This window comes from Pseudonocardia thermophila (assembly GCF_900142365.1).
Lineage (GTDB): Bacteria > Actinomycetota > Actinomycetes > Mycobacteriales > Pseudonocardiaceae > Pseudonocardia > Pseudonocardia thermophila.
The window spans coordinates 69,382-81,731 of record NZ_FRAP01000003.1 but is presented as its reverse complement, the minus strand read 5'-3'; the positions used below and the strand labels follow the sequence as shown (position 1 = coordinate 81,731).

11 protein-coding genes are annotated in these 12,350 nt (G+C 72.2%); 5 read left to right on the top strand and 6 right to left on the bottom strand.

Translation table 11 applies throughout. The annotated features are described in order from the left end of the window. Positions 1 to 37: 37 nt before the first annotated feature. Positions 38 to 850, bottom strand: a complete 813-nt coding sequence (locus BUE41_RS04810; protein WP_084754428.1) for a LuxR C-terminal-related transcriptional regulator — start codon at positions 848 to 850, stop codon at positions 38 to 40. A gap of 199 nt (positions 851 to 1,049) precedes the next feature. Continuing rightward, on the bottom strand, positions 1,050 to 3,230 hold the full coding sequence (locus BUE41_RS04805; RefSeq protein ID WP_073455645.1) for a molybdopterin-containing oxidoreductase family protein: 2,181 nt from the start codon (positions 3,228 to 3,230) through the stop codon (positions 1,050 to 1,052). A 315-nt stretch (positions 3,231 to 3,545) separates the two neighbouring features. Between BUE41_RS04805 and BUE41_RS04800 the strand changes: the two genes are divergently transcribed. From BUE41_RS04800 to BUE41_RS04785, 4 genes are read left to right on the top strand one after another with little or no spacing between them, the layout of a single operon-like run. Continuing rightward, on the top strand, positions 3,546 to 3,896 hold the full coding sequence (locus BUE41_RS04800) for a cupin domain-containing protein (protein ID WP_073455644.1): 351 nt from the start codon (positions 3,546 to 3,548) through the stop codon (positions 3,894 to 3,896). Positions 3,897 to 3,911: 15 nt separating this feature from the next. Then, entirely contained in the window at positions 3,912 to 5,459 is a 1,548-nt protein-coding gene (locus tag BUE41_RS04795) for a molybdopterin-binding protein (RefSeq protein WP_073455643.1), read from the top strand. Next, the gene (locus BUE41_RS04790) at positions 5,444 to 6,592 is read left to right on the top strand and encodes a GAF domain-containing sensor histidine kinase (RefSeq protein ID WP_073455642.1); all 1,149 of its coding nucleotides are present in this window, start codon (positions 5,444 to 5,446) and stop codon (positions 6,590 to 6,592) included. The genes BUE41_RS04795 and BUE41_RS04790 overlap by 16 nt, the downstream gene beginning before the upstream one ends. Next, positions 6,589 to 7,251 carry a response regulator gene (locus BUE41_RS04785; RefSeq protein WP_073455641.1) on the top strand — a complete coding sequence of 221 codons (663 nt, stop codon included), beginning with the start codon at positions 6,589 to 6,591 and terminating at the stop codon, positions 7,249 to 7,251. The genes BUE41_RS04790 and BUE41_RS04785 overlap by 4 nt, the downstream gene beginning before the upstream one ends. Positions 7,252 to 7,320: 69 nt before the next feature. On the opposite strand, the gene BUE41_RS04780 is transcribed toward BUE41_RS04785, so the two are convergent. From BUE41_RS04780 to BUE41_RS04770, 3 genes are read right to left on the bottom strand one after another with little or no spacing between them, the layout of a single operon-like run. After that, a complete protein-coding gene (locus tag BUE41_RS04780) occupies positions 7,321 to 9,447 on the bottom strand; it encodes an acetate--CoA ligase family protein (protein ID WP_073455640.1) in 2,127 nt (708 codons plus the stop codon). Then, positions 9,444 to 9,809 carry a MaoC family dehydratase gene (locus BUE41_RS04775; protein WP_073455639.1) on the bottom strand — a complete coding sequence of 122 codons (366 nt, stop codon included), beginning with the start codon at positions 9,807 to 9,809 and terminating at the stop codon, positions 9,444 to 9,446. Before BUE41_RS04775 ends, BUE41_RS04780 begins: the two co-directional genes overlap by 4 nt. Continuing rightward, a complete protein-coding gene (locus BUE41_RS04770) occupies positions 9,806 to 10,234 on the bottom strand; it encodes a hypothetical protein (RefSeq protein ID WP_073455638.1) in 429 nt (142 codons plus the stop codon). The genes BUE41_RS04775 and BUE41_RS04770 overlap by 4 nt, the downstream gene beginning before the upstream one ends. A gap of 486 nt (positions 10,235 to 10,720) precedes the next feature. On the opposite strand from BUE41_RS04770, the gene BUE41_RS04765 reads away from it, so the two are divergent. Further along, on the top strand, positions 10,721 to 11,023 hold the full coding sequence (locus tag BUE41_RS04765) for a hypothetical protein (RefSeq protein ID WP_073455637.1): 303 nt from the start codon (positions 10,721 to 10,723) through the stop codon (positions 11,021 to 11,023). Positions 11,024 to 11,349: 326 nt separating this feature from the next. Here the strand turns inward: BUE41_RS04765 and BUE41_RS04755 are convergent, their stop codons facing one another. Then, positions 11,350 to 12,243, bottom strand: coding sequence for a LysR family transcriptional regulator (locus BUE41_RS04755; RefSeq protein WP_073455635.1), 894 nt, complete (start codon positions 12,241 to 12,243; stop codon positions 11,350 to 11,352). Positions 12,244 to 12,350: the final 107 nt, after the last annotated feature.

The window sequence follows — 12,350 nt, the reverse complement described above, 5'->3', positions numbered from 1 at the left end:
GGTGGGCGGTCGAGCGGTGGCAGGCTTGCGCCCGGCCCTACAGGGCGCCGGCGAGGCGGGCGGCGTGGACGGCGGCGGTGCGGGTGTGCACACCGAGCTTGCGCATCGCCGTCCGCAGGTAGCACCGGACCGTCTCCGGGCTGAGGCAGAGGCGGGCGGCGATCTCCACGTTCCGGGCCCCGATGGCGACGAGGCGCAGGACGTCGATCTCGCGGGGCGTCAAGCGGACGTCGGACCTGCCGGTCCCGCGGGGCCGGGCGATGGCCGTGTGGATCGCCTGCAACCGGGCGCGGAGTGCGGGATCGGCGGTCTCGTCGATCAGCCGGGCCAGGTCGTCGAGGGCGGCAGCGACCGGGTCGTCCGCCTCCGCGGGTTCCGGTTGCTGCATCCGTTCCACGTCCTTCGCGAGCTGGTCGGCGACGACCTCGGTCAGCCGCATGGCCCGGTCGCCGATCGGCTGGTCGCTCCGGTCTGCCGCGTAGAGCACGCCGTGGACCGTGCCGCGCACGATCACGGGAACGGCGAGGACCCCGGTCAGCCGCTCCTGGTCGACGACGACGCGGTCGTACTCGTGCGTGATGGTGGTGGCGGTGGCGTAGTGGTCGACCCGTCCCGGGGCTTCCCGGCTGAGCACGGCGCCGCCCAGCCCGGTACCACGCGGGACGGTGAGGTTCCGCAAACCGTTCCCCTTGGTGCCGACCAGGCGGGTGAGGACGAGGTCGCGGCCTCGCGAGCTGGGCCGGGTGACGCCACCGAAGACCACGGGCAGCCCGGTCAGGTGGCGCACGCTCCGCAGCCGCTCGGGGAGCAGCCGGTCGATCGTGTCGGCCAGGGCGACACCGTTGTCCACGCAGTCCTCCGCTCACACGTCAGCCAGCGCCGACCTGCGTCGGCATCGTGGCCGACGCCGAGGTCATCGAACACCCCTCAACGGGGGTACCACAACAGGCGAACACCGCGGACGCCCGCGACCGCGGACTCCACCGCAGACACAGCCCCGCACCGGCCCGGGGCTCGCGGACCGGTGCGGCGCGTGGTGGGAGGGCGCGTCAGGAGGCGATCGCCGGGTCCTCGACCTTCGCGACGTCGACGAGGTTGTCGGAGTACACCCCGGCCTTGCCGAGCGTGTTGTGCTCACCCGAGGTGATCACGTTGACCGTGTTGCCGGACGCCTTGTTCTGCCAGTGGCCGACGTTGGCCATGACGACGCCCTTGATCACGATGTCCGCGACGACCGCGGGGCCGGTGAACGAGCCGCGGTCGTTGAACACCTTGACGACGTCGCCGGTGGCGATGCCGCGCTCGGCGGCGTCGTCCGGGTGGATCCAGACGCGCTGCTCGCCCTGGACCTCCTGCTTGTCGGAGGCGTTGCCGTACTGGCTGTTGAGGAACGCGTGCGGCTTCGGCGAGACGATGTTGAGCGGGTACTTCTTGGCCAGCCCCGGGTTCGTGTCGGGCGACTCCAGCGGCGGTACGTAGTCGGGCAACGGGTCGATCGGCTCGCCGGGCTGGAACTCGTCGTACATCGACCGCCAGACGGGCACGACGAAGTTGCCGCGCTCGGCGAGGCTCGACTTGAACTCGCACTTGCCGGACGGGGTCGGGAAGTTGCCTTCCTTGTGCGGCGCCCGCTCGTGGGGCAGGCCGACGTTGAGCCGCGCCCAGCCGGTCTCCTTGAGCGAGTCGTAGGTGATGCCCTTGAGCGCGGGGTGGTTCCAGTCGTGGAAGTCCCGCAGCATCTCCTCGTCGGTGCGGTCCCAGTAGTCGTCGGTGAAGCCCATCGTCTTCGCCAGGCGGCGGAACAGCTCCGAGTTGGGCACGCACTCCCCCGGCGGTTCGATCGCCGGCTGGTTGAGCGAGATGTAGAGGTGCCCCCAGGTCACCATGATGTCGAGCTGCTCGGCCTGCATCGTGGCTGGCAGGACGAGGTCGGCGAACCGCGCGGTGTCGGTGATGAAGTGCTCGCTGACGACCGTGAACAGGTCCTCCCGCATGAGCCCGGCCATGGTCTTGGCCTGCTCGGGGCCCTGGGAGACCGGGTTGGAGTTGTAGACGAACAGCGACTTGATCGGCGGGTCGAGCGCCAGCTCGCCGGTCAGCGCCCGGCCCAGCTCCAGCTCGTTGACGACCCGGGTGCCCTCGGGGATCCACTCGGGTTTGCAGATCTTGTCGAAGAGGGTCGGGAACTCCCAGATCGGCATCTCCATCGTGCCGCCGCCGACGTACCGCCACGCCCCGACCAGCGCGGGCAGGCAGGTGATGGCGCGGATGGCCTGGCCGCCGCCGCGGCTGCGCTCGATCGCGACGCCCTGGCGGATCGCGGCCGGCTGGGTGGTCGCGTACTCGCGGGCGAGCTTGCGGACGTCGTCGGCGGGGACGCCGGTGATCTCCTCGACCCGCTCCGGCGGGTACTTCGCCGCGCGCTCGGCGAGCTCCTCGTAGCCCACCGTGTACTTCTCGACGTAGTCGGTGTCGACCAGCCCCTGCGCGATGATCTCGTGGATCATGCCCATGGCCAGCGCGCCGTCCGTGCCCGGGCGGATCGGGATGTGCCAGTCCGCCTGCCGCGCGGTGCGGGTGCGGACCGGATCGATGACGACGATCGTGGCGCCGTTCTCCTTCCGGGCCTTGAGCAGGAACGGCCAGCCGTGCAGGTTCGTGCTGGTCATGTTCATGCCCCAGACGATGATGTACGTCGAGTAGGCCATGGACTCGATGTCCAGCCCACCCGTGGGCCCCACCGTCATGTGCCACGCCGTCGACGAGCCGGACTCGCAGTAGGTCTTCTCCGCGACCGTGGCACCCAACCGGTTGAAGAACGCGTCGCCCGAGGTCAGCCCGTTGAGCACGCCCTGGTGCCCCAGGTAGGCGTGCGGCATGATCGCCTGCGGACCGTACACGTCGATGATCTCCGTCCAGCGCTGCTTGATCTCGGCGAGCGCCTCGTCCCAGGTGATGCGGACGAACTCCCCCGCACCCTTCGGGCCCACGCGCCGCAGCGGGTGGAGGACGCGGTCGGCCTGGTAGTGGTGCTCCGGGAAGTTCTTCAGCTTGACGCAGAGCCCGCCCTTGGTCATGGGGTGGTCCGGGTCGCCCTTGACGTCGACCAGCTTGCCGTCGACGACGTGGTACAGCATCGCGCAGGTGTCCGGGCAGTCGTGCGGACACGCGCCTCGGACGATCTTGAGTTCGCGGCCGGTGGTGGGGCCGGCCTCGGGAGCGAGCGTCATCGGGAGACCTCCAGGGGACTGGTACGGAATCGATCGCCGGATCCGCTCGGCGGCGGGATGCAGTCAAGTCACGCAGTCCACCATTTCCCCGGCGTGACAAAAAGGTAACCCCAGGTAAATTGGGCGCAGCCATCTGCAGATGCAGATGCGACATGAAAAAGCAATGTTCACCCGTGTTTCACCGAGACGAAACCGCAGTTCAGCGACTTGCTCTCGATCTTTCTCCCGACTAGGTCTAGATTTGCAGGTGTCTCGGAAGGACGTCAAACGGCTATGGTCCCCCGGTCTGGTCCACTCGAAATGAAAGAGCAGGCGATGACGACGCAGACCTCCGAGTACGCACGTTCCTCGATCAACGCCGAGGAGTGGGAGCCGTTCGTGGTCGGTGGCCAGGCCATCGGCGAGGTCCACTGGATCCGGACGGAGGGCGCCGAGGGCGCCACGCTCAACGTCGGCCTGTGGCGGTCGGACCCGCAGAGCTTCCCCTACCCGTTCAACGCGGACGAGACGATCCACGTCCTGGAGGGGGAGCTCGTCATCGACCTGGTCGAGAGCGGCGAGGAGGTCGTGCTGCGCCCGGGCGACATCGCCTCGTTCACGAAGGGCACCAAGTCCACCTGGACGGTCACCAGCCCGTTCAAGAAGCTCTTCGTCATCAGCGGCTGATCGCGAAGGCCTTCCGTGACCGATGCAGCGGACGCGGTCCGCGCCGACCCGGTGGCCGAGGCGTTCCGGTCCTGGCTGCGCGGGTGCGCGCGGGCGGGCTGGGCGCCCGATGCGGTCGTGGAGACGGTCGGGGTGCGGCAGGCGCACGGCCGGGTGACGGCAGGCCCGGTCGTCGCGCGGTGGCCGGTGCCCGTGCACGACGAGACCGCGTACGACGAGACCATGCCGTCACCGATCGGCGACGACGTGCGGACCGGGTCCGCGGTGCTGCCCGGCGGGCACCGCATCCGCCCGGTCGACGTCGCCGCGCTCGCCGCGGCCGGGCACGTGAGCATCACCGTGCGCAGGCGGCCCCGGGTAGCGATCGTCCCGACCGGTGACGAGGTCCGGCCGTTCGGCGGCACACCCCGGCCCAGCGAGGTGCTCGACACGAACTCCCTCATGCTGGAGGGGCTCCTCGCCGAGGCGGGCTGCGAACCGTGGCCGCTGCCGGTCGTGCCGGACCGCCCGGACGCCCTCGCCGCCGCGCTGTCCGACGCCGCGCCCACGGCTGATCTGGTGCTGGTCGTCGCCGGGTCGCGCACCGCTCGCGACGCCCACCTCCGCGCGGTGATCGCGCAGCTCGGACAGGTCGCCGTGCACAGGGTCGCGATGCGCCCCGGCAGGCCGGTCGTCCTCGGCGTCCTCGGCGGCGGCGCGCCCGAGCACGACCCCGTGCGGCCGGCGATGCCGCCCGTCCCGGTCGTCGGCGTCCCCGGGTACCCGGCGTCCGTCGAACGGGTGTTCCGCGGGTTCGTCGCCCCGCTGCTGCACCGCATCCTGGGGGTGCCGCCGCCCGCCCGGCATCCCGTGCCCGCCCGGCTGGCGGCGCCCGTGCGGTCCACGGCGACGCTCGACGAGCACGTGCGGGTCCGGGTCGCGACGGTCACCGACCCCGGGACCGCCGCCCCGCACCTGCTCGCGGTGCCCCTGCCGCGCGGCGCGGGCGCCCTCACCGCGCTCATCCGGGCGGAGGCGCTGCTGCACGTGCCCGTCGGTGTGGACCGGCTGGCCGCCGGGGCCGCCGTGCAGCTCCTGACCGTCCCGGGTGCGGCATTCGCCACGAGCACCACCGTGCTCGCCGGGCCGTCCTCTCCCGCGGTCGACGCCCTCGTCGACGCCCACCGCGCCGACACCGCCGACTGCGTCCTGCACCGCACCGAACTCGGTGAGGACGAGGCGCTCTCCGCGCTCGCCGCGGGACTCTGCCACGCCGCGGTGGCCGCGCTCCCCCTCGGCGCTGCCTACCCCGACGCCGCGCAGCGTCTGGCCGACCGGCTCGGCGCGATCACCGCCCTGGAGGTCGCACGCTCGGACCGGGTGGACGTGCTGGTCGTGCCGGCCGCAGCGTTCGACAGCGCCCCCGTCGTGAGGCTGCGCTGCACCCTGAGCTCGATGGCCTTCCGGCGGCGGCTGCGCGACCTGCGCGGGTACTCCGGCCGCACCAGTGGCCGCGAGACCTGGCACGCACCCGGCACCGCACTCGAACCGGCGAACGGAGGCCCCCGATGTGCTACACGGTGAAGTCCATCGACGACGTCCGCAGACTCGTCATCGCGACCCGGGGTCTGTCCGGGCTGTCGGACGCGCCGACCTTGATCGACAAGGCGTGTCGGCGGATGTTCGAGCTGGTCGGCGCCGACATGGTGGCCGTCGCGCTCTACGACGGCGCGGACACCCTCGTCGTGGGGGCGTCGGAGGGGCTGGAGATCGACCTGAGCGGGATCCGCCTGCCGCGCGGCTGCGGGCTGGGCTGGCGGGCGCTGCAGCGGTCGATGCCGACCACCACCGGCAACTGCGCAGCCGACGCCGAGCACCTCGACGACCTCGTCGAGGCCGTCATCCCCGAGGACATCCGCGGGCTGGCCGCCGTGCCGCTGACGTTCAACGATCTCTGGCTCGGCGTCCTCTACGCCGGCACGCGCGGGCGCCGGGTCTCCCCGCGGACCACGCTGCTCATGAACGAGTTCGGCGCCTCACTGGCCCCGCTGCTGGTCACAGCCGTGCGCGCGGATCACGCGGAGCGACTGGCCGTCGAGGAAGAGCGCCAGCGCATCGCCCAGCAGCTGCACGACACCGCGGGCCAGCTGCTGTTCCAGATCTCCATGTCCGCCAAGGAGATCCAGCAGTGCGCCCGCGACGATCCCGAGACGGCGGTGGAGGCCGCGCGGTCCATCGAGACCGCGGCCGCCGAGGCGTCGACGTACCTGCGGGAGGCGATGCACAGCCTCATGCCCGCCGACGAAGCCCTGCCGGTCACGATGCGCCGCGACGTCGCCGTCTTCTCGAACCGGACCGGCATCACCACTGAACTGGTCACCCTCGGCACGCCGCGGCACGCGGGCGCCGAGGTCGAAGGCGTGGTGCTGTCGGCGTTGCGGGAGGGCCTGCACAACGTCGAGAAGCACGCAGGCGCGCGGGCCGTGCTCGTGTCGCTGGCCTACCAGTCCCACCAGCTCTCGCTGGCCATCGAGGACGACGGCAAAGGCCTGCCGCCCGACTTCGACCTCAACCCCGTCCCCGGCAGGGAGGCCGGGCTGGGCATCCCCGGGCTGCTGCAGCGCGTGACCGGTGCTGGCGGGGTACTGCGGATCGGCAACAACGACGACGGCGGCACGAGCCTGCGCGTCACCCTCCCGCTGGTGGCGTGCGCATGACCGCCTCGATCGTCGAGCCGCGCGCGGCCACCGTACTGATCGCCGACGACCATCCGCTGGTCGCGCACGGCATCGACCGCGTGCTCACCACCGCGCGGTCCGAGTTCACGGTGGTCGGGGCCTGCTACACAGGGCGGGAGACGCTGGCCGTCGCGGCGGAGCGGCAGCCGGACCTGGTGCTGCTCGACGTCCGCCTCGGCGACATGAACGGCGCCGACGTCTGCCGGCGACTGGGCACGGAGGTGCCGCGGGCGAAGGTCGTCATGCTCACCGCGTTCGACGACACCGAGATCCTCCGCCGCTGTCTGGAGGCCGGCGCCGCGGGGGTGCTGCTCAAGGGCTCGCTCGATCTCGACCTCACGCAGGCGCTCCGGGATGTCCGCGACGGGAAGATGGTGATCGATGCCGGGGTGGCCCGATCCCTGGAGACCGCGGGCGAGATCCTCGCGCCCGGCGGCACGACGGTGCCGCAGCTACGGCCGCGCGAGCTGGAGGTGCTGCGGCTCATGGCGGCGGGGATGACCACCCGTGACATCGCGGCCGAGCTGGACCTGAGCATCAACACCATCCGCACCTACACCCAGGCGCTGATGACCAAGCTGGGCGCGCACACCCGGGTGCAGGCGATCGTGTTCGCGCAGCAGCTGCAGATGATCTGAGGCTGCGGTTCCGGCGCTGAGGGCGTCCGCGTCGAGAACGACGTCGTTGCGGATCGGATCGTTTCCAGATCACAGCGACGTCGTTCTCGACGCGGACTCGTCCCTGAGGGTGAGGGCGACGTCGACCGCGACGACGCCCTGCCCGCGCGGCAGCACCAGCACCGGGTTGAGGTCCAGCTCGGTCACCTGGCCCGCGCGCACCGCCGGGACGGCCGCGAGGTCGACGACGAGCCGGACCAGGGCGTCCACGTCACCGGGCGGGCGGCCGCGGTAACCGTCGAGCAGCGGGAAGAGCGCGAGGGACTCGATCGCGGCCCGGGCCGCGGTCTCGTCGATCGGCGGGACCAGCAGGCGGACGTCCTTGAGCAGCTCGGCGTGCACCCCACCGGCGCCGACCATGATCACCGGGCCGGCGGCCGGATCGTGGAGGACACCGACGGCGGCCTCCACGACCGCGGCGATCATCGGCTCGACGAGCAGCCCGTCGATCTCCCCCACCACCGGCGCGGCGAGCATCCGCCGCGCCGCCGCGCGCAGGGCGTCGTCGTCGGCGATGCCCACCTCGACCAGACCCAGCTCGGTCTTGTGGGCAACGCTCGGAGCGGACAGCTTCAGCACGACCGGGTAGCCGATCTCGCGGGCGCGCGCGACCGCCTCCTCGGGGTCAGCCGCGAGGAGCGAACGGACGACCGGGAGGCCCCAGCCGGTGAGGATCTGCTTCCCCTGGTGCTCGGACTGCCGACCCGCACCCGGCGGCTGGACCGCGGGTACCGGCTCGGCGGCGGGCGGCGGTGTCCAGCGTTCGTGCCGGACCAGGCCGGCGAGCGCGCGGATGCAGGCCGTGGTGTCGTCGAAGGCGGGGACGCCGTGCGCGGCGAACCGCTCGACCATCCCCCGCTGCCCCGCGACCCAGCAGACCATCACGAGCTTGGTCGTGCGGCGCTGGAAGTCGACGACGTCGGCCAGGATCTGGTCGAGGTCGTAGTACTCGCCGAGGATGCCCAGCGCGACGACCACGACGTCGGTGCCCGGGTCCTGCTCGAGCGCGGCCAGCGCGTTGCGGACCAGCTCCGGGCGGGTCAGCAGCTGGGCGGTGATGTCGACGGGGTTCTGGACCGCGGCGAACGCCGGCAGGCCGGCCCGTAGCTGCGCGAGCGTGCGCTCGGAGAAGCGGGCGAGCTGCAGACCGTGCGCTTCGGCCTCGTCGGCGAGCAGCACCCCGAGGCCGCCGGAGTTCGTCACGAGCGCGACGCGGCCCTCGCCGACCGGGCGCGGCCGGGCGAACAGCCGCACCAGCTCGCTCATCTCCCGCGGATCCCTGGCGCGGACGATGCCGTGCCTGGCGAGGAACGCGTCGACCACGGCGTCCTCCTGGGCGAGCGCGCCGGTGTGCGAGCCCGCGGCCCGACTGCCTGAGGCGGTCCGGCCCGCCTTGAGCGCGAGCACCGTCTTCCCCGCGCGGGCGGCCTCCGCCGCGGCCTCGGCGAGGACGGCGGTGTTGCCGAGGTGCTCCAGGTAGATCTGCACCGTCCGCACGTCGGGATCGGCGACGACACCGCGGAGCAGGTCGGCGACCGTGAGGTCCGTCTCGTTGCCGGTGGCCGCCCAGTAGCGCACGCCGTCGACGAACGGCTGGGCCAGCTGCGCGAGCACAGCTCCCATCGCACCGCTCTGGCTGAGCACCGCGACGCTGCCGTCGGTGAGGCCGGTGGACCGGCTGAACGTCGACGAGAACGACGCGACCATGCGGGCACCGAGGTTGGCCACGCCCTGGCAGTTCGGGCCCACCACCCGGATACCGGTCTCGCGGCACGCAGCGCGCAGCTCCGCCTCCAGGCTGCGGCCCTGCGGGGTGCCGGTCTCGCCGAACCCGGAGCTCACCACGACCGCCACGCGCACCCCGTGCCGCCCGAGCGCGGCCACCGTCGAGGGCACGTGCGCTGCCGGGGTGGCGACGACCGCGAGATCGATCCCTGTGGGTAGCTCGGCGACCGACGTGACCGACGGGCGCCCCTGCACCGGCCGTCCTGTGCGGCTGACCACGTGGACCTCGCCCGGGTAGCCACCGTCGGTGAGGTGGGCGAGGATCCGGCCGCCGATCTTCGTCGGATCGTCGGAGGCACCGATCAGCACGATCGACCGCGGCCGGAACAGCGCCTCGGCGATCTCCTGGGCCGGGGTGGTTTCGACGGTCATGACTCCTCCGTCCGATCGACCGCGCGGGCGGTCCCGGTCAGGACGACACCGCTCGCGGTCGTCGCCTCGATCGTCAGCTCGCCGGAGCCTGCGGGCGTGAGGTGCACGCGCAGGGTGTCGCCCACGAGCACAGGGCGACGGAAACGGACCACCACATCACCGGTGTCGTGCCAGTCGGGCCGGGCCTGCCGGATCGCCTCCTCGACGACGGCGAGCAGGTAGAGACCCTGCACGACCGGGCGGCCGAAGCGGGTGCGGGCGGCGAACTCCGGATCGGTGTGGATGCGACCGTCCCCGCCGCTGGCGACGCCGAAGTCGTCGAGGTCCTGCTGGGTGAACGTGCGGGTCACGACGGTGCTCATGGGCGGGCGAATCCCCAGAGGTAGGTGCTGGTGGAGGTGCAGACGATGCCGGCGTCGTCCGTGAAGACGGTCTCGAGGACGACCTGGCGGCGGGTGCCTTGTCTGCTCCGTACCGTGGTCTCGGCTTCGAGCACGGTGCCGACGGGGACCGCTCGCCTCACCTCGAGGCGTTGTTCCACGTGCACCGTTCCTTGTTCCAGGCGGCCGTTCAGGGCCCGGAACGTGGGGAGGAACGTGCAGTAGACCGCCGGCGAGACCGTGGTCCGTGGTTCGTCTGCCGTCCCGCACAGGCGGCCGTACTCGCGGACCAGGTCCTCGGTCAGGTGGAGCTCGGCTCGGAACGTGCGGCCCGGGGTCAGGGCGTCGAAGGGGATGTCCTCGAAGTGCTCGCCGGTTCGTTCCGTGAGGGGGCCCTGTCGGTGCACGGGATCATGGTGAGGGGTGGGGAGCGGGGTGGCGGTGTTCCATCTCGATACAGCGCGGGCGCGAGTCGTGCGTCCGGTGCGGCGAGTCCCGTGTTTCGTGCGGTGAGTTCTGCGGTTCGTCGCGCGAGTCTCGCGTCGGTGCCGCGAGTTCTGCGTTCGGACTGGGTAGTCGCGGGGCTCAGCCCCGGGTGAGCCGGGCCCGGGGTGCGCAGGGGAGGGTGGCCGGGTGCGCGGGGCTTGTCGGGTTGTGGGGGCGGTTGGGCCCGGGGCGCTGCCCCGCAACCCCGCCAGGGCGCTGCCTGGACCCGGTCCTCCCTCCGGTGGTGCCCGGGGAACGGCTCCACCGCTTCGCTCGGCCCCCGCTGTGCTGCTGTGCCCGCGATCGAGCGCGGACGGGGGGTGGGGTGATCCGGGCGGGAAGGCCACCCCCTCGCCGGGCCATGACAGGAGAGCCACGTTCCGGTACACCCTCACCGCCGAGCCGGCGTGGCTTCGGGCGAGCCCTCGGGCGTGCCGGAGATCGTCGGTGCCCGCCGCTACGTCCAGGACAGGAGAGCCGCGGCACCCGCCTCGTTGGATGAGGTCTTCGGTGGATCCGCGGTCGGCACCCAACACGCCGACGCGGCGGTGGCGCGACAGGACGAGAGGATGCTCGCCGCCGGCCACGCCCTGGTCGACGCCCTGATCGCGCGCGGGATCACCGATCCCGACGACGTCGAAGCCGAAGCCCTCCTCACCCCCACTCGCCGATCCCCGCGCCCGATCCCGGCTACAGCCCCATCCCGGTGACGCTGCCCACCGACGGCAACGCCACCACGACCATCCGCCGCGTCGTCACCACCGGCGTCGTGATCGGCGGACAGCTACACAGCCGCGGGTTCCGCAGACCCCTCACCACGATCACCACAACCCGCGACGCCGGCCGCTGCACCACCCCGCACGGCAACGCCCCCATCCACCCCATCGACCACCGCACCCGCCACGAAGACGAGGGCACGACCAGCCCACCAACGGCAACGGCTACCGCGCCTTCCACAACCGCGCAGAAGAAGTCGGCGTCACCGAACGACCGAGGAGGAAACGACGACCGGAACCCCGATCACCGCGAGCCGGGATCACGGGACTTCCTGCGCGGAGCGGCGCAGCTCCGCCATGAGCGCGAGCGCCGGCCTCGTCAGCGGGCGGGTGGCCGAGGTGGCGAGAGTGACCCTCCACGTCGGCTGCTCTCCTGTGACGGGGAGGACGACGAGGTCGGCGTCGTCGGGGATCGCGCTGGCGGGGAGGTAGCCGAGGACGTGGCCCTGGCGGACGAGGGAGACGGCCGTGGCGTAGTCGGGGACCTCGAGCGGGATGCGCCGGCTCAGGCCGTGGCGGTCGAAAGTGAGGTCGACGATCTCGCGGGTGCTCCAGCCCTCGGGGAAGTCGACGAAGTTCTCGTCGGCGATGTCGTCGAGGCGCACCGCTCGGGCGCCGGCGAGGGGATGGTCCGGGCCGCAGACGAGGTGGAGGGGCTCGGCCGCGAGGGTCTCGATGACGAGACCGGCCGGTGGGCGCCGCGGGAAGGAGACGACGGCCAGGTCGATCGTGCCTTCGAGGAGGGAGTGGACGTGGCCCCGCGAGCCGGCCATCGAGAACTGGACCCGGACCTGCACAGCCGGGTGGGCGCGGTGGAAGCGACCGAGGACGCCGACCACGTCGACACCCGGGGTCGAGTGCATGCTGCCCAGCACGACCGAGCCGTGCAGCTCACCGTGCTGGGCGGCGACGGCGTCGTGCGCGGCTCGGGCGGCGGCGAGGGCAGCGCGGGCGTTCGGCAGCATCGCCGCGCCGGCGTCGGACAGGCGGACGTGCCGACTGTCGCGGACGAAGAGCTGGGCGCCGACCTCCCGCTCCAGGGCGCGGATCGCCGTGGAGACGCCCGACTGGACGACCCGCAACCGGCGGGCGGCCTTCGTGAAGCTCAGCTCCTCAGCGACCGCGACGAAGTAGGCGAGTTGACGCAGCTCCACCCGACCAATCTAGATGAGTGATAGCAGCGTGCAGAAACATTCGTTGGACGCGATCGATCCGGTGGCGGAGCGTGGACGTCGACAGTGCTCTGACGGGAGTGCTCTGA